Here is a 17456-nt window from a genome sequence, read left to right as displayed (position 1 = left end):
GCTTATTCCGCCCCTCACCCCAAAGGCGCAATATACCCCATTTGAAACGCCTTGGCAACTGCTTCGATGGAAGAAGTCACGCCCAGTTTTTCATAAATATGCTGTAAATGATTGGAAAGTGTCCGTTCGCTGATATAGAGTTCTTTTGCGATGTCTTTACGCTTTTTCCCGGAGGAAATTAACTGCAGGATCTGTTTTTCCGTGTTGGTCAGTTCTTCGATAACCGGTTCGTTTTCGTCCGGCGGAAAACAGGAGCGGCCATGATAAACTGAGAGGATAGAATCCAGTAGTTTATCAGGATTTATATTTTTATTGAGAAATCCGGATATGCCGGATTTTTTTGCTTCGTGCCGGTAAACGGGCAGGTCGTAGCCGGTAAGGATGATAATTTTTAAATCCGGAATGACTTTCAATAAGCGCCGGGCCAGCGTCAGTCCGTCGTTTTCGCTTAATTTTCCCAGGTTAATGTCCATCAGGGCAATGTCAATATGTTCCCGGAGCACAAGATCTGACAGGCCTTCTGTTTCCTGTGTGATGATGAAATGCTCGATCTCGGAATATTCTTCTAATGCGATCGCCAGACTTTTGGCGAAAAGGGCATGATCGTCAACTAACAAAATATTGATAAGAAACATCTCCTTTCATCAAAAATGAAATCTCGATCCGGACCCCATGAGGGATATTGTCGGAAATAGACATGGTTCCGTTTAAGTCCGAAATCTGTTCTTTTATGGAAAAAATTCCTTTATGCCAAAGTGGGCTGTTGGTTTCGAATTTCTCGTTCAGAGGATTTTCGCTCCCGTTATCACAGACGCTGAGATTTACCGTATCTTTTTTCGAAGAAACGGTGATCCATGCGTGAGTTCCGTCGGAATGCTTGTAGATATTAGTTAAAAGTTCTTTTATCAGTCTGTACACTAATAGATCGTACGGCTCTGCAATGAACAGGGTATCAGGGCAATCAAAGGACACTTTCAGACTCCGCTGGGGAAATGCGGCGGAAACATTTTCGATGAGACTTATTAAGTTTTCTTTCAGCGTAAGTGTTTTCAGGATGACCGGGTGATAATCCTGCATTTGATTGCGGATGCGGACGTTTAAGTTGTCAAGAGTCTCGATCATAATGTCCTGTATTTCCGGACGGTAACTTTTGGGGGTCATATTTTTTACGGACAATAGATCCTGCAACACTTCATCGTGGAGGAAATTTGCAAATTCTGCTTTCAGGTTTTCTTCCTGTTTTAATCTGTCTAATGCCAGGGCATATCTGCCGGGGGCGGCGGCAATGTTCTTTTTGTGTTTCAGATTTTCCCCTAATAAAATATTGCAGAAGAAAATCAATGCCAGCAGCAAATTCAAAAGAAGAAACAAAGTGAAGGAGCTGTTAAATGCAAGGCAGACCATACATAAAACGCTTAGGCTGACAGCGCCGAGGAGCAGCCGCTGTTTCAGGCTGAATACGGCGGATAAGGGAATGCTGTTTTTCTCTTTCAGAATAATGCCGTGAACGCTCAGTGAAAAGATCAGCACCACAATATAAACGCCGAAATTTCCGATATGATTTTCGATATTTCTGGTCATCACATAGTAGATTCCAAAAGTAGCCGCTGTAATAAAGAGTGAGAAAAGAATGGGGCGTTTTTCACTCCGCAAAACGAAACTCACTCTTTTTCGATGATGTAAAAGAATCATGGCAAAGCAAAGGATGCTTCCCGTAAATTGAATCCCATAAGCCCAGGCGTATATGGTATCAGAAAGAAAAGCGCCGGCGGCAGCACTGATACAGAAAAGGAGAATTAAAATGTCGGTGATCTTTTTGAGCTTATAGTTATATCCCTGAAATAAAAATAAAAAGCAGAATTTAAGGGAAAGGTACATGATAACGGGACCAAGGACCCGGAAGAATATACTGTCTGCCGGCTGCGTCCCTGAATCAAAAAGCAGGTACCAGCTATCCGCCGCCAATAGACCGCAGAATAGAAAAAGAACAGAGTTTTCCTTCACATTGCAGGAGGCAATATAAGTGATGTCGGCAAGCAGTAATGTGGCAAGCAGAAGAGGCACAGTGTTTTGAACAGATAAAGGCGGTGCGTCGGTTGCTGTGACGCCTAAAAGTAAGATGATGAAAATGTGATTTATAAACAGTAAAATTTTAATAGCCGGGCTTTTCAATCATTTTCCCTCCCCTGATGGTTCTTTGGTTATGTATTATAGCAGATTTTAGCTGCTTTGTAACATGATCGGACAGTCAGGAAGTAATATATGCCGTATATCAAAGCTGTCAGTAAAACTGCGATTATGACAGGAACGTATTGGCTTGGAGAATTTCCTAAAATATTCTGCATCAGTCCGATCTTGTAAACGATCGTTGCAAAGATACAGTCTAAGAGCCCCAGAATAAAAGGTATGCCGAAAAAGGTTAAGGTCTGTTTTCTGATGATCCGTCTGATCTGACTCGTTCTGTATCCCATTTTTCCCAGGATCTCATAGTCTGCTCTGGAATCTATTACGGCCGAGAGATTATTGAAATATAAAATGCTCCCAACTGCGATAAAGAAAAGGGCAACAAGGAAACCGATCAAAAGAAAAGTGGAGCTGTTCAGATACATCAGTTCGTTTACCCTGTGAGAATTTCCCTGCAGATAGGGGCTGCCATCCAGGTAATCCGATAATGCCTGATACAATTCTTCGTTGTTTTCCAGTGGCCTTCCGTTTAAACTCACAATACTTGCGGACGGCGTCTGGTGTTGGCTTATTTCCGAATACAGGCTGTCGCTGATTACGAGTGTTCCGATACTGTTTGCAAAAGAGATGGCATTATCCAGGGATACTGCTTTTACAGTGACTGTTTTTTCTCGATTGCCTGTCTGTAAAACATATTGGTCTCCTTTTTCGCTTTGGTTATCTTCATCCGGAAGATATTTTATCAAGATACATTCATCATCTGACAGGGCGCCAGGCTGATCCGGTGCAGATTTTTTTCCTTGGGCTTCCAGTAATTCTGCATATTGAGAATAGGAAATACATTCAAATCCGGCTTCTCTGAGAAGCGTTTTTTGATCCGCCTCGTTTTGGGCAGACCCTAAATAATATTCCGCCGGAAGATTTTCGGAATCAGAGGTGACGTTGTATATATCTGTTCTCGTCAGAGTAATGTCCTGGGTATCGGGAACGTATTTTTTCAGTATCTGCTCTATAGCCTTTATCTGACCGTCCTTTTCTATTCTAAATTCAATTTCTGACGGAGCAATGCGGGACACGGCAGCTGCCGGATAGTACAGCGTCAGTGCCATGACGCTGGAGATTGTCAGGACGGCCGCGGACAGCAAAGTGAGCATGATCAATGTCCTGGCATTGGAGCGGATCCGGTAAATAAAATTCGGTGTCGTGATGATGTTTGTGCCGGTGTAAAACCTCCGCTTTTGCTTTTTGCTCCGTTCCATCATATAGGGAAGGAAAGAAGCAATAAATAATACGGTTCCGCAGACTACAAGGAACAAGGTCAGAAGACCTGTCTGATAGAATCCTGCCCGGATCCACAGAGAACAATTTCCCCGAAGGATATTCAGGGCAAGGATATATCCGCCTGTGATCATAAGAAATCCCAGAAGTGCAGGAAATCTGCGGAGGCGCATCTTTTTTTCCGCGCTTTTTTCAAAACGTACTAAATTCATCAATGTTGTTTTGTACAGGAAACGTGCGTTAGAAAGGCTCAATACCAAAACGACTGCAGATACAAAGAGCGTTGTTCTGGATACGGCGGAAAAATTCCAAAAGGGAATCCGGGAAGTATCAATTCCTAAATGGAGCAGATGATTGATGAAACAGACAATTCCTTTATGCACGAGACCGCCGGCTGACATTCCTAAAATATATGCGCCAAAACAGATCAAAAGATTTTCAAAAGTCAGCAGGGATAAAATATCGGCCTTTCGATATCCCAACAGAGCATAAATGCCCAGCTCCTTTGTCCGGCGCCGCAAAAAGAATCGGTTGGAATAAGCCATATAAAAAACCACAAATACCATCAGGAAAAGAGAGATGGTATGACACATGGTTTCTACCCTGCCGTCTGTAGAAATTTTTTCCAGCATTACCGTATTGACGGAAAAAGAAGTGAAGGCAAAAAATACGGTGATGACAAAAGCGGCGGACACCAGATATAAAGAATAGAAAGAAAGGTTCTTCTTAAGATTTTTTACAGCCATAGAAAACGTATTCATGTCCATTCCTCCTATCTGTTGGTGTCCAGTTTTGCGGTTTCTTCTATGATCCGTTCATAAAAGGCTTGCCTGGAAGTTTCCCTTTTCTGCAGTTCCTTCACAATGCCTCCGTCTTTGAAGATGAAAATGCGGTTTGCAAAACTTGCGGCGTAAGGATCATGGGTCACCATTAAGATAGTCGTCTGCAGATCCCTGTTGGCTTCCTGCAGAGTATTTAGAAGCTCTGTTGCGGAATTGGAATCCAATGCTCCCGTAGGTTCATCTGCAAATAGAATACCGGGATTTTTGACGATGGCCCTTGCGGCTGATGTTCTCTGCCGCTGTCCTCCGGATAACTCACCGGGGTATTTGTCCAGTTGTGAAGCGATTCCAAAACGCTGCGCCAGGCTGTTTACCGTTTTTTCGATCTTTTTCGGAGGTACTTTCTGTAAAGTAAGGGGAACTGCAATGTTTTCAAAGACAGTCAGGCTGTCCAGTAAGAAATAGTCCTGAAAAATAAATCCCAGATTGTCCCGTCGAAAATCTGCTGCCTTTAGATCATTCAGGGACTTCAGATTGACATTGTTGATGAATATTTCTCCGTCTGTCGGCTTATCAATCGTGGAAAGGACATTTAAGAGCGTTGTCTTTCCGGAGCCGGACGCGCCCATGATCCCGATAAACTCTCCCTTGAAGACGTCGAAAGACACATTGTGGAGGCTGGGCTTTTGCCCTTTGTTATAGACTTTTGTTACATGTTCTGCTTTTAAGATCGTACGCATGATATCACTCCTCTCGTTATCGTATGATGGCATTATATAAGCCTTTTTTTGTAAGCGCATGAGTAAATCGCGCAAAGATGGAAGGGGAGGAGAAATTGTATACTGAATTTGTCAAGAATATTAAAAAAATATAAAAACAATGACAGAATATTGACTTTCATATTGTTATGAACTATATTATTAAAAACTTAACTATTAAATGTTTGTTACAAATGTAAAGAGGTGAAAGTTGATATGAAATGTCAATTTTGTCATAAAAATGAAGCGGACAGAATTTTTTATGTAGATCATATGAATACAGAGTACCAGTTTTCCGTCTGTGAAAGCTGCCTGCAGAAAATGTGGCAGCAGTCGCTGGCGTCCAGATATACAGAAGCCTTTCAGAACTATTCCGGATGGTGGCCGGGACAGCCCGAGCCGAGAAAATTCGGGGAAAAAGTATTTCCGGAGAAGGCTGATACAGAACTGAAGAAAAAGAGACAGCTCTCGATCCTGAAAATTCAGCTGAAAGAAGCGGCGGCCCAGGAAAGATATGAGGAAGCGGCGCAGCTTCGGGATCATATTGCCCGGATGGAGAAGGAGGTGTGCGCCCATGAAGGTTAATTTGGAACTGTACAGTCCCCAAATGCTGAACGTTTTTCAGAAAGCTTTAAGGTGTGCGAAAGAGAAAGGACATCGTTTCCTTGGAAGTGAGCACCTTCTATGGGGCCTTGCAAAGGAGACGGGATTTATCACAGAGATTTTGGGGAAATATGGACTTGATGCAAATCTGATCGGGGAATATATCAGCCGTTACGACAATGGCGCGGCTTCCGGAATCGGGGCCCGTGCGATCCAGATGTCGGGGGAGGCGGATACGGTTCTGGGACTTGCACAGGATCGGGCAAAAGAAGCCGGACATGAGAAAACAGAACCGGAAGATCTTCTCTATGGAATTGCAGGGGCAAAAGAAAGCGCTGCCGCGCAGCTTCTTGCGTCCTTTGATATTTCTTTGGAAGACTTGAAAAAAGACCTGGAGGAAAATCAGAACCAGAAGCTTTTTTGGGAAGAAGAAATGGAAGAAACAGAGGAAGAAGGAGATTCCCTGCTTTGGAAGTTTGGAAAAAATATGACGGAAAAAGCGTCGCAGGATGAGTATGATCCGGTGATCGGCCGGGAGGATGTGGTGGATCGCCTCATTCAGGTACTGTCGCGACGGACAAAGAATAATCCGGTTTTGACAGGGGAACCCGGAGTCGGCAAGACGGCAGTGGTGGAAGGGCTTGCCCAGAGAATTGCCGCCGGCAATGTTCCGGTTCATTTGAAAAATAAGAAAATTGTCTCTGTGGATCTGGTGGGAATGATATCAGGAACCAGATTTCGGGGAGATTTTGAAGAGCGTATGCAGAAGTTTCTGGAAGAAGCGCAAAGAGATGACAGCATTATCCTTTTCCTGGATGAGCTTCATATGATCATGGGAGCGGGAGCCGGAACCAGTGACGCCATGGATGCGGCCAATATGCTGAAGCCGGTTCTTGCCAGAGGAAACCTGCGCATTATAGGGGCGACGACCCGTGAGGAATATCGGAAGCATATTGAGAAGGATGCTGCTCTGGAGCGGCGTTTCCAGCCTGTTTCGGTGGAGGAGCCAAAAGAAGAAGACGCTCTGCTGATCATGAGAGGACTGAAGGAACGGTATGAGAAGTTTCATGGTCTGACGATTACAGAAGAAGCGCTTCAGGAAGCGGTTCATCTATCGAGCCGCTATATTCAGGACCGTTTCCTGCCGGACAAGGCGATAGATCTTCTGGATGAAGCGGCGTCCCGTATCCGTACCAGGTGTATGACAGAACCTGCCGGACTTAAGGAGCTGGAAGATGCCATCAGCCGGGCGGAGAAGGAGAAAAAGGAAGCTGCAAAGCGTCAGGAGTATGAAAAGGCAGCTGTCTTAAGAGACAGGGAGAATGAATGGAAAAAACAGCGGGAAGATGAGATAAGGCGGTGGCAGGAACAGCAAAGAAGAGTTGTCACAGGAGAAGATATCGCAGCAGTCGTATCAGCGTGGACAGGAATCCCGGTCACAATGTTGACGATGAAAGAAAAGGAGAGACTGCGTACATTGGAAGAATCCCTGCACCAAAGAGTGATAGGGCAGGATGAGGCGGTAAAGGCAGTGGCCCGTGCGATCCGGCGCGGCCGGACGGGTGTGGCAGATCCCGGAAGGCCCATCGGTTCTTTCCTCTTCCTCGGACCTACCGGAGTAGGAAAAACAGAACTTTGCAAGGCTCTTGCCGAAGTGCTGTTCCAGGATGAAAATGCCATGATCCGTCTGGATATGTCAGAATATATGGAGCAGTATACGGTGTCGAAACTGATCGGTTCACCTCCGGGATATGTAGGTCACGATGAGGGCGGTCAGCTGACAGAACAGGTGAGAAAACATCCCTACAGCATTCTTCTTTTTGATGAGATCGAAAAAGCGCATCCCGATGTCTGGAATGCGCTGCTTCAGATCATGGATGACGGAAGGATGACAGATGCCCAGGGAAGACTGGTAAGCTTTAAAAATACCATCATTGTCATGACATCAAATGTGGGAGCAAGAGATATTACAGGAAAAACGTCCCTTGGATTTGTGACAGACCGCAGCCGGGGCAGCAGCCTGAAAAACGATGAAATAGAAGGCCGGGTCATGGATGAAGTAAAACGGACATTCCAGCCGGAATTTCTGAACCGTCTGGATGAAATTATCGTATTCAGGCAGCTTGAAGAGGAAGACGTGAAAAAGATCGCTGCACACATGGCAGAAAAATTTGTAGAAAGAATGGAAAGACAGGGAATCCATCTTCATATCTCCGAGGCGGCGGTGGATGTGCTGGCAGAAAAAGGATATGATCCCCGCTATGGAGCAAGACCTCTTCGTCGGACTCTGCAGTCTACGTTGCAGAACCTTGTAGCGGATAAGATGCTGGAAGAGGGTTTTGACCCGGACAAGACACTGTTGGCAGAGGCAGAAGAAAAAGAAATCAGGCTGGCGGTGCAGCGGTAGAAACTTTCTGAAATTTTCCGTTATTTTTCTTGACAAAAGCAAAAAAAGTCCATATCATTATGAAGTGCACGGAGGGCAGATCATTCGTTGGAAATGACGAGCTGGATAAGGGCACAGGCTGAAACGCCTGTCTCTTTATCCGGCTTTTTTATTTAAGCGGGAACGAAATTCTTGATTAAGTAAAACGCTCCGTTATTTGTGAAAGGAGAGATTGGAAATGGACTTCCTAAATGGAAAAATCAAGACACTTTACTTTAAATATCTGGCAGCGGCGTTTGGCAGCGCCTTGATTACTTCTATTTATTCTATTGTAGATATGGCCATGGTGGGGCAGTATCATGGCCCGGAAGGTGCGGCGGCCCTGGCGGTTGTGGCTCCCGTCTGGAACATTATTTACAGCATGGGACTTTTAATGGGAATCGGCGGGTCCGTCCTTTTCAGTACGATCAGAGGAAGAGAGGGAAATGAGATCCGACGATCTAACGAATATTTTACTATTTCAGTGATCGGTTCGGTGATTCTGGCTCTGATCGCATGGGCGGTTATTATTTTCCTGGATCGGGAACTGCTCTTGCTTTTTGGAGCGGGAGAAGAAACGCTTCCGCTGGCACTGCAATATGTAAAACCGATTAAATTTGTTGTGCCTTGCTTCCTCTTTACACAGATGCTGGCAGCCTATCTTAGAAATGACAAAAATCCGGGCCTGGCTACCGGGGCAGTGCTGGCAGGAGGAATTTTTAATATATTCGGAGATTATTTCTTTGTGTTTATATGTGATATGGGAGCGTTTGGTGCCGGCCTTGCAACGGCGATCGGCTCTGTTATTTCTATATTGGCGATGCTGTCCCATTTCTTTACAAAGAAAAACACACTGCGTCTGGTACGGCCTTCCGGAATAATGAAGAAATTCCGCGAGGTTATTGTGACCGGATTTGCTACCTTTTTCATTGATATTGCAATGGGAATATTAACGATCCTGTTTAACCGTCAGATCATGGCTTATCTGGGAACAAACGCGCTTTCGGTTTATGGCGTGATCGTCAATATCAGTACATTTGTACAGTGCTGTGCTTATAGTGTGGGACAGGCATCCCAGCCGATTCTGTCCGCAAATTTCGGGGCAGGAAAGGGAAGCAGGATTCGGGAGACATTGAAATATTCCCTGGGAACTACCACGTTTTTCGGCATTGTCTGGGTAGTGCTTTGTATGGTGATTCCCAATCAGTTTATCCGTATTTTCATGGATCCTACAGAGGCAGTACTGCAGATTGCGCCTTCTATTATACGAAGCTACGGGATCTCGTTTTTGCTGCTGCCGCTGAATATTTTTTCAACTTATTATTTCCAGGCTGTTATGAAGCCCCAGGCAGCATTTGTGGTATCAGTATCACGAGGACTTGTTATCAGCGGAATTCTGATCCTGCTTCTTCCGGCTTTGGCCGGAGCAGACGCCCTGTGGTTTGCAATGCCGATTACAGAACTGTTTACGGCAGTTTATGCAGTTGTGATGATGAGAAATTATACTCGGAAGCTGGCGGGATAAGGGCTCTCTTTTTCGTGCAGGAAAAGCGAGGACGGATCCTTTGCAGACTGATAAAATGAAATTGTAAAAGGAGAAATGAAAAATGGATTGGATTGAACGGTTAAATGAGGCGATTCGCTATATAGAAGAAAATCTCACAGGCAAAATAGAATACGAAAAACTGGGACAAATTGCCTGCTGCTCTGCTTACCATTTTCAGAGAATGTTTACTTATATGGCCGGCATGCCGTTATCAGAATATATCCGCAAAAGGAAGATGTCGTTAGCGGCTGTTGATTTGCAGGAAGACGGAGCGAAAGTCATTGATATAGCGGCAAAATATGGTTATGCCTCGCCTACTGCATTTAACAGAGCGTTTCAGTCGGTCCATGGGATCACCCCGTCCTCGGTAAAGAATGAGGGGACAGCAATAAAATCATTTCCTCCTATTACATTCAAGATCATGGTCAAAGGAGTGGAAGAAATGAATTATCGCATAGAAACAAAAGGGGCGTTTCGTATCGTTGGAAAGTCATATCCATTAAGCCGGGAAATCGAACAGAACTTTTTAGAAGTGCCGCAGATGTGGGATGAGGCCGTTGAGGATGGTACGATCAAAAAAATCATTTCACTGATGAATGCGCAGCCTCAGGGAGTCTTAGGCATAAGCGCCTGCAGTGATGATGAGCAGTGGAGATACTATATAGCAGTTTCGTCTTCGGCGGATATTGATGATTCTTTGGAAGAATATATCATCCCGGAAAGTATGTGGGCAATTTTTCCCGGCGCCGGCACGGGGAAATCCATTCAGGAATTAGAGAAACGTATTGTAACAGAGTGGCTTCCCACTTCCGGGTTTGAGTTTACGGAAGGGCCGGACATAGAGGTTTACTTTAATCCCGATCCGCAAAAGACAACCTATGAAGTGTGGATACCTGTAAAGAAAAAGCAGTCATAACGTAAAAATGCTGCCGCTTAAAATGCGGCAGCATTTTTATTTTTCCGGTTTTTCAAATGTATAGAAAAGTTCGTTCAGACGATTTAAAAGATGAACTAATTGCTCCATATTATCTTCGCCAAATTCCAGAAGAAGTTTTTCCCAGGCTTCTTCACATTTCTCCATAGAGTGCTGTGCGGCAGCCTGTCCTTCAGCAGTTGTGCTGATGGAAATTTTCCGCCTGTCTTTTGGATCGATAGTCCGCGTGATATAGTTCTTTTTCTCCAGTGTATTGAGAATATAGGAAACGGCTGGTTTGGAGATGCGCAGACGTTCCTGCATTTTTGGTACATTCAAATTAGTGCAGGACTCTTCGCTGCAGCTGCATCCGCCGGAAATATCATGAAGGATCGCCATCTCATTGATCTGCATTTCGCATTCCAGAGAAAAAAGTGATTCCAGTTTTTTAAAGCATGCCATAGAGCAGAAAAATTCTTCTCTCAATTTGTCGTTCATCTTAACTCCTTAATTAGTAAAGCCTTAACAAAATATATGAGTCAAGTATAGCGCAGTTTTGGAGGGATTTCAAGAGAAGGAAGCTTTGAGTATGCTGCATTATTGTATAGGTGTCAATGATTGGTAACACTTCACCCTGAAAGAAATGTCAAGGGAGATGGAGGCCCCTTGGGGGAATACCACCTGACTCTGACATTCTCTTTGTGATATAATCCTGCCGTCCTTATCTACTTTAAAACATGACTCCTTGATACATTTTTACGATCGTATTCGGACTTTTCATCCCCAGACACGTCTTGATGTAGTTATTCGATCTCCTCTGGTACACTTCCAGCTGTTTCCGGCCGTCTTCCAGGCTATACATCCGCATCTGCTTATAAAATCTCGCTTCATCTGTCCGGTGCTGGCGTTCTACTTTCCCGTTATGTCTCGGCGTTGCTATCTGTATCCGGTGATACACGATCCCCAGCTCCTCCAGGGCCTTTTCAAACAGAGTCAGATGTTTACTCTTGATCACTAGCAGGCGGTTGGTAAACTCTGTCCCGTTATCCGTCTGCACCTCCCTGACCGGAAACGGCGCATGACGAATCAGTTTTTCCAGAAAATCTCTGGAACTATAGGTGCTATGTTCATCATACAACTCTCTGTATGTCCATCTGCTGCATTCATCCACTGCAGTATATTGATAATATTTTCTCCCGTCTGCTATGCAATACGAAGGCACATATTTCACATCAATCTGTATTTTCTGTCCTGGATAATCTGCCCGCCGATACGGCTTCAACTTTCGTTTCTTTTTCTTCTTTTTCGGTGGTTTCAAATCCTTTAACCGGGCTGCGATTCGTTTAAATCCTCCATAGCTGCGTGTATAACCGTCTATTTCTACCAGTTCCTGATACGCCAGGAGTAAGTCCGACCATTTATATTTCTTTAATCGTCGACGGATCTGACGGAGTTCCTGTTCTGTATGACTTCTTGGCGATGTTTTAGGTCTGTGGCTACGATCCTCCAGACTGGATGCCGTCCCATCATATCGGGAAAGCCATTTATATACTGTTTTTCGGCTCACTTTATATCGGATTGCCGTTTCTGTTACAGAATGTTTTTGCGCATATTTAACAATACGTTGACGCTGATATTTCGGGTGTGATAAACTCGACATACAAGGATTCTCCTTTCGATCTGACTATTGGTTTCTCGACAATTCCAATATATCACATCAAGGTGAATCCTTGTTCTTATTTTGTTACCTATCTATTGTACCCCAACAAGGAAGCTTTGAGTATGCTGCATTATAAGTCTTCGATAAATTCGTTGATGTAGTATATGGCGGCTCCTACGGCGGCAGCTTCTGTCTGGTAGTGGCAGACTCGTACATAATCTCCGTTTTGCTCAAAGGGATTGAGAGAAGATACTTTTTTTCGGAATTCATTTATATAATCAGCCATATATGGTCCGACAGATCCTCCCAATACGATGTCAGAGTCATAACACATGCGGAGGTTTTTGACGGCGATGGCAAGATGATCCATATATTGGTTAAAGATCTTGAGGTATCCGGGATTTTCTCCTTTTTTCAATTCTTCAAAAAAAACGCTGAGATTTTCGTCTGTAAAATCAGACAGAACCTTTGCGGAACAGTAAGCGTCCAGACATCCTTTCTGCCCGCAGTAGCAAGGTGCGCCGCCTGGAACGATGCACATATGGCCAAATTCTCCCGCTCTTCGATTGGCGCCGTTTTGGATCTGTCTTCCGGTCATATAGGCTCCGCCCACCGAACTGCCGAGAAAAAGGTAAGTTATGGTCTCGCTGGAATCGGAAAACCAGCTTTCTGCAAGTCCGGCGGAATTGGCGTCATTAAATAGCAGGAATGGATAAGGAATGTGGGAAGCCATGCGTTCATATATGTTGCCTGATAGATTGATGACTGTTGCATAAGAAATAGATTTCTGATCTCTGTTGATGATAACAGGCATAGATATGCCGATCCCCAAAAGTTTTCCGGGATCTGTCTGACTCTCTGACAGAAGCTGCTCGATCTCATTTCGCAGATTTTCAAAATATGCGTGAGAGTCTTCAAATGTACAGCGAAATCTCTTTTTGCAGAGAATATCCAGATTCATATTGATCAAAACAAGGGACAAGTGATGCCTTGTAATATCAATACCCAAAGCAAGGCGGGCGTTGGCAATGCACTGGAACATATGGGCCTTTCGGCCGCCGGTTGCCTGCTGTGCGCCTGCGTTATAGATTAAGCCGCTTTCTTCGAGTAAATTCAGATTATGTGTAACTGTAGGCAGGCTAATCCCGAGTTTTGCAGAAATCTGCTGACGTGTACACTGTTTTTCGGAATAAATGAGCCGAAATACATTTCCAAAATCTCTTGTTTTAAACCTTTCACCTGTCATAAAAGTCTCCCGTTCCATTTTAATTAATATGATTAAAAGTACGTGTCTCTTACTCCTGATATATTTTAGTTTCCAATATATCTTAAATATACGGTAATACGGCCTGATAGTCAATGAAATTAGAAATTTCAGGCTTGAATAAATTAAGTGTTTTATTTAAGTTAGTGATTATTTTTATAAAAAAGATAAAAATTTAACAAATAAATATACAAAATGCACAAAAAATGAGCTGTTTAGTTATATAATAGAGAGAAGATAAATAAAGTAATTGACAAAATATAAGTCAAAAACTATCATGTATTTAAGAGGTAAAGAAAAAAGGAAGAAGGGAGGAAAATACAGATGAGCGACATTAAAATGCGGGTATCCGGAATTGAAAAATCTTTTCCCGGTGTAAAGGCGCTCAGTAATATAGATTTTTCTGTCCGAAAAGGAACGGTTCATGCACTTTGCGGAGAGAATGGTGCAGGGAAATCTACATTGATGAAGATCATTATGGGACTTTACAAGGCTGATAAGGGACAGATATATATAGATGAAGAGCCTGTAGTGATCAGAAGTCCTATCCAGGCAATGGAAATGGGGATTTCGATGATCGCCCAGGAGTTGAATTATGTTTCTGAATTATCGGTAGAAGAAAATCTGTTTCTTGGCAGGCTTCCGGTCACAAAGTATGGAAAGGTGGACTGGAAAAAGGTTCGAAGAGAGGCAAAGCAGTTTTTGGCAGACGAGGGTCTTTCCTATGCCCCGGACCAGAAGTTGAAAACGCTGACAGTATCGGATATCCAGATGCTTGAGATCATTAAAGCGATCACCAATAACGCCCAGATTATTATCATGGATGAGCCTACATCATCCATTACAGAGAGGGAGGTCGGGCTGCTTTTTGAAAAAATTGCAGAACTGAAAAAGAAGGGAGTAGCCATCATCTATATTTCTCATAAGATGGATGAGGTGTTCCAGATCGCAGATGATATCACAGTTTTAAGAGACGGAAGCGTAGTATCAACAGACCGGGCAGAGGATATCGATATGGATACCGTGATCGCCCGGATGGTAGGACGTAAGATCGAGAATGTCTATCCAAAAGAAGATATTCCTGTGGGATCGATGGCGCTGGAGGTAGAGCACCTGACGAAGGACGGACTTTTCGAGGATATCAGTTTTCATGTTAAAAAAGGAGAGATCGTGGGATTTGCCGGACTTGTAGGCGCCGGACGTACAGAGACTATGAGAGCCATATTTGGTCTGGATCCCCATGATTCCGGTACGATAAAGATTGACGGCGAAGAAGTGAAGATAAAATCACCTCAGGACGCAATCGGGAAGAAACTGATCATGCTTTCCGAAAACCGGCGGGAGGACGGAATCATTCCGCCAAGAAGCGTGCTTGAAAATGCAAGTCTGGCTTCTTTGAAAAATTTCTTTTTCAGCGGATTTGCCCACAAGAAAAAGGAGCGGGAAGCTGTCACGGAAATGTTTGAGAAGATGAACGTAAAAACTCCTTCGATGAGCACGGAAATATCCAAGCTGTCCGGTGGTAATCAGCAGAAGGTTCTCCTTACAAGATGGATGCTCTGTGATCCGGAAGTAATGATACTGGATGAGCCTACCCGCGGAATTGACGTAGGCGCCAAATTTGAAATATATAAGCTCATGACAGATATCGTGAAAGAGCAAAGAGCAGTTGTCATGGTATCTTCAGAACTTCCGGAACTTCTTGGAATGTGTGACCGCATCTATATCATGTGCCAGGGCCGGATCACGGGATGTGTGGAAAGAAATGAATTTTCACAGGAAACGATCATGAAGTATGCGGCAGGTCTGGGCGAATGAGAGAAAGGAGAGGAAGAAGGAAATGAAAACAAAAGTTTCACATTATTCACAAAAATTCAGTATTTACATTGTACTGGTTGCCCTGTTCATTGTCTGTAGTATGCTCAGCCCATACTTCCTGAACAGCAATAACCTGATCAATGTGTCGAGGCAGTTAAGTGTAGGTATTTTGATTGCTTACGGAGAAATGCTCCTGATCATCAGTGGTTTTCTGGATCTGTCAGTAGGTTCTGTTCTTGCTCTTGCAGGAGTGTTATCTGTATCTACTTATCAGCAGACACAGTCCATGACAGCAGCTGTGCTGGTTGCCCTGGTGGTAGCGGTATCCTGTAATATTGTAAATGCATTTTTCGTAGCAAACTGCAACGTGCCTGCATTTATCGCAACATTGGGAATGCAGCAGGCTGCCAGAGGTATTGCCCTCTATTATACGAACGGACAGAATATCCTCCAGCTTGGAGATTTTGTAGAGATCGGACAGGGAATGGTAGGACCGATACCTGTACCTGTCATCCTCGTTATTGTCATAACGGTGGTTATCTGGTATGTAGTAAACCAGACCCGTTACGGACGCGGGATCTACGCGATCGGAGGAAACAGAAGCGCTGCGGAGGCCAGCGGAATCAATTCCAAGAGAAGCATTTATAAGTCCTATATCATAAACGGACTTCTGGTAGGTTTGGCAGGAATGATCTTCATGGCAAGAAATAATGCCGGACTTCCAAACGGAGCAGTAGGTTATGAAATGACAGGACTTACAGCAGCGATCGTCGGCGGAACTTCATTTACAGGAGGAATCGGAACAGTCAGCGGAACTATCGCCGGTGCATTCATCATCGGATTCCTGGAAAACGTTATGAACCTGATGGGTGTCAACTCCTACATCCAGCAGATCGTACAGGGAGCTATCATTGTTCTGGCAGTAGCTTTCGACGTAATGAGCAAATCGAAAAAGACGCAAAAGGTAATCGTTGTAAAAGAAGAGAAGAAAGAAACCTCAAAATAACGTATTATACATTACACATTTTATTTTAAAATCACCAATCAACAACAAAGAGGAGGAATTATTATGAAATGGAGAAAAATCAGTGCAGTATTATTGAGCGCAGCCATGGTAGTGACCCTTGGAGCGTGCAGCAGTTCCAGCGACAGCGGATCTTCTGATTCCGGCGAGGGCAGTGGGGACAAGTACAGAGTATGTTTTGTAGCAAGGGCAAGCGCCGATACATTTGCTGCATGGATGACAACAGAGATGCAGGCAGCAGCTGAACAGTATGATGATATTGAATTGACTTGTGTCAGCGGTGAGGGAGATGACAATACAGAGAACGGTCTTCTTGAAGACTGTATCACACAGGAATATGATCTTGTTATTGTTCAGTCCAACAACAATGCAGCACAGGCTCCGTATGTAAAACAGCTGGTAGATGCAGGCATCCCGGTTATTACAACAAACCCGACAACACATCAGAGTGACCTTGACGGAAGCGATGACGATTCCGTAATGGAAGGAACAGGAACAGTAGACGCTGATCCGATCGAGCAGGCAAAAGTAAGTGCAGAAAGAGCAGTAGAAGAAGTACCGGAGAATGCAAATGTAGTCGTACTTAGAGGACCATCCGGAAACTACCATGCAGAAAAGAGAAGAGAAGCATGGGATACATACTTCTTCAAAGAAAGACCAGATGTAACAATTCTTTATGAAGACTATGCAAACTGGAATAGTGATGAAGCACTGGCACTCATGGAATCATGGGTACAGTCCGGAACACATATTGATGCGATCATTTCTATGAATGATAATATGGCAGCCGGCGCTATCGAAGCAATCAGAAAAGATACAGACTATGTAAATGCAGATGGAACAACAAGTTTCTTCGCATATGGAGTAGACGGAACTGCACAGGGATGTCTTCTGATCCAGGAAGGCCTTCTTACATCCACAGCACTCCAGAATGCAGCAGAGCTGGCAGAAATGAACATGGATTATGCTCATAAGGTTGTAACAGGAGAAATGGAAGTGACAGAGGTAAACGATTACGTTGACGCTCCGGAGATCAATGCAGATAATGTAGAAGAATATATCCAGATCTACATTGACAACGGCGAGATTTCAGAAGACGGAACTTTGTCATAAAACAGAAAAGAAGTCCTGACTTTAGCAGGCGTATAAAATGTGTAATGGTTGCCTGACAAGTCTCGGCTTGTCAGGCATATTTTATAAA

General features: G+C 44.1%; 14 protein-coding genes. 7 read left to right on the top strand and 7 right to left on the bottom strand.

Features of this window, described 5'->3' with window-relative positions; all coding sequences use genetic code 11:
* Positions 1–14: 14 nt before the first annotated feature.
* The 4 genes from R2J37_RS14385 to R2J37_RS14370 all read right to left on the bottom strand — a co-directional run bounded on the left by R2J37_RS14385 (position 15) and on the right by R2J37_RS14370 (position 4984).
* A complete protein-coding gene (locus R2J37_RS14385; RefSeq protein WP_316265728.1) occupies positions 15–635 on the bottom strand; it encodes a response regulator transcription factor in 621 nt (206 codons plus the stop codon).
* Entirely contained in the window at positions 607–1653 is a 1047-nt protein-coding gene (locus tag R2J37_RS14380) for a sensor histidine kinase (protein ID WP_316265727.1), read from the bottom strand. Before R2J37_RS14380 ends, R2J37_RS14385 begins: the two co-directional genes overlap by 29 nt.
* Positions 1654–2201: 548 nt before the next feature.
* Entirely contained in the window at positions 2202–4223 is a 2022-nt protein-coding gene (locus R2J37_RS14375; RefSeq protein ID WP_316265726.1) for an FtsX-like permease family protein, read from the bottom strand.
* Between the two features lie 11 nt (positions 4224–4234).
* The gene (locus tag R2J37_RS14370; RefSeq protein ID WP_316265725.1) at positions 4235–4984 is read right to left on the bottom strand and encodes an ABC transporter ATP-binding protein; all 750 of its coding nucleotides are present in this window, start codon (positions 4982–4984) and stop codon (positions 4235–4237) included.
* Between the two features lie 234 nt (positions 4985–5218).
* Between R2J37_RS14370 and R2J37_RS14365 the strand changes: the two genes are divergently transcribed.
* From R2J37_RS14365 to R2J37_RS14350, 4 genes are all read left to right on the top strand, one after another.
* Entirely contained in the window at positions 5219–5587 is a 369-nt protein-coding gene (locus R2J37_RS14365) for a UvrB/UvrC motif-containing protein (protein WP_316265724.1), read from the top strand.
* A complete protein-coding gene (locus R2J37_RS14360) occupies positions 5577–8012 on the top strand; it encodes an ATP-dependent Clp protease ATP-binding subunit (RefSeq protein ID WP_316265722.1) in 2436 nt (811 codons plus the stop codon). Before R2J37_RS14365 ends, R2J37_RS14360 begins: the two co-directional genes overlap by 11 nt.
* 217 nt (positions 8013–8229) lie before the next feature.
* Positions 8230–9555, top strand: coding sequence for an MATE family efflux transporter (locus tag R2J37_RS14355; RefSeq protein WP_316265720.1), 1326 nt, complete (start codon positions 8230–8232; stop codon positions 9553–9555).
* An 82-nt stretch (positions 9556–9637) separates the two neighbouring features.
* Positions 9638–10492, top strand: coding sequence for an AraC family transcriptional regulator (locus tag R2J37_RS14350; RefSeq protein ID WP_316265718.1), 855 nt, complete (start codon positions 9638–9640; stop codon positions 10490–10492).
* Positions 10493–10528: 36 nt separating this feature from the next.
* Here the strand turns inward: R2J37_RS14350 and R2J37_RS14345 are convergent, their stop codons facing one another.
* The 3 genes from R2J37_RS14345 to R2J37_RS14335 form a co-directional block, all read right to left on the bottom strand.
* Entirely contained in the window at positions 10529–10987 is a 459-nt protein-coding gene (locus tag R2J37_RS14345) for a MarR family winged helix-turn-helix transcriptional regulator (RefSeq protein WP_316265716.1), read from the bottom strand.
* Positions 10988–11219: 232 nt separating this feature from the next.
* Complete coding sequence (locus tag R2J37_RS14340) at positions 11220–12149, bottom strand: DDE-type integrase/transposase/recombinase (RefSeq protein WP_230106683.1); 930 nt, start codon at positions 12147–12149, stop codon at positions 11220–11222.
* A 130-nt stretch (positions 12150–12279) separates the two neighbouring features.
* Entirely contained in the window at positions 12280–13395 is a 1116-nt protein-coding gene (locus R2J37_RS14335; protein ID WP_230105065.1) for an ROK family transcriptional regulator, read from the bottom strand.
* A 342-nt stretch (positions 13396–13737) separates the two neighbouring features.
* Between R2J37_RS14335 and R2J37_RS14330 the strand changes: the two genes are divergently transcribed.
* The 3 genes from R2J37_RS14330 (at position 13738) to R2J37_RS14320 (ending at position 17368) form a co-directional block, all read left to right on the top strand.
* Entirely contained in the window at positions 13738–15231 is a 1494-nt protein-coding gene (locus R2J37_RS14330) for a sugar ABC transporter ATP-binding protein (protein WP_256192957.1), read from the top strand.
* A 22-nt stretch (positions 15232–15253) separates the two neighbouring features.
* Complete coding sequence (locus R2J37_RS14325; protein ID WP_230105067.1) at positions 15254–16237, top strand: ABC transporter permease; 984 nt, start codon at positions 15254–15256, stop codon at positions 16235–16237.
* 63 nt (positions 16238–16300) lie between these two features.
* Positions 16301–17368 carry a sugar ABC transporter substrate-binding protein gene (locus R2J37_RS14320; RefSeq protein WP_316265711.1) on the top strand — a complete coding sequence of 356 codons (1068 nt, stop codon included), beginning with the start codon at positions 16301–16303 and terminating at the stop codon, positions 17366–17368.
* The last annotated feature ends 88 nt before the right edge of the window (positions 17369–17456 follow it).

The organism is Claveliimonas bilis, assembly GCF_030296775.1.
Taxonomy (GTDB): Bacteria; Bacillota; Clostridia; order Lachnospirales; family Lachnospiraceae; genus Claveliimonas; species Claveliimonas bilis.
The sequence above is the reverse complement of the archived record's forward strand: the minus strand, read 5'-3'. Positions and strand labels throughout refer to the sequence as shown.

Excerpts from the sequence above, each read along its gene's own strand:
- R2J37_RS14385 (WP_316265728.1), bottom strand. The coding sequence starts at position 635 with ATGTTTCTTATCAATATTTTGTTAGTTGACGATCATGCCCTTTTCGCC.
- R2J37_RS14375 (WP_316265726.1), bottom strand. The coding sequence starts at position 4,223 with ATGAATACGTTTTCTATGGCTGTAAAAAATCTTAAGAAGAACCTTTCT.
- R2J37_RS14370 (WP_316265725.1), bottom strand. The coding sequence starts at position 4,984 with ATGCGTACGATCTTAAAAGCAGAACATGTAACAAAAGTCTATAACAAA.
- R2J37_RS14365 (WP_316265724.1), top strand. The coding sequence starts at position 5,219 with ATGAAATGTCAATTTTGTCATAAAAATGAAGCGGACAGAATTTTTTAT.
- R2J37_RS14360 (WP_316265722.1), top strand. The coding sequence starts at position 5,577 with ATGAAGGTTAATTTGGAACTGTACAGTCCCCAAATGCTGAACGTTTTT.
- R2J37_RS14355 (WP_316265720.1), top strand. The coding sequence starts at position 8,230 with ATGGACTTCCTAAATGGAAAAATCAAGACACTTTACTTTAAATATCTG.
- R2J37_RS14350 (WP_316265718.1), top strand. The coding sequence starts at position 9,638 with ATGGATTGGATTGAACGGTTAAATGAGGCGATTCGCTATATAGAAGAA.
- R2J37_RS14345 (WP_316265716.1), bottom strand. The coding sequence starts at position 10,987 with ATGAACGACAAATTGAGAGAAGAATTTTTCTGCTCTATGGCATGCTTT.
- R2J37_RS14340 (WP_230106683.1), bottom strand. The coding sequence starts at position 12,149 with ATGTCGAGTTTATCACACCCGAAATATCAGCGTCAACGTATTGTTAAA.
- R2J37_RS14335 (WP_230105065.1), bottom strand. The coding sequence starts at position 13,395 with ATGACAGGTGAAAGGTTTAAAACAAGAGATTTTGGAAATGTATTTCGG.
- R2J37_RS14330 (WP_256192957.1), top strand. The coding sequence starts at position 13,738 with ATGAGCGACATTAAAATGCGGGTATCCGGAATTGAAAAATCTTTTCCC.
- R2J37_RS14325 (WP_230105067.1), top strand. The coding sequence starts at position 15,254 with ATGAAAACAAAAGTTTCACATTATTCACAAAAATTCAGTATTTACATT.
- R2J37_RS14320 (WP_316265711.1), top strand. The coding sequence starts at position 16,301 with ATGAAATGGAGAAAAATCAGTGCAGTATTATTGAGCGCAGCCATGGTA.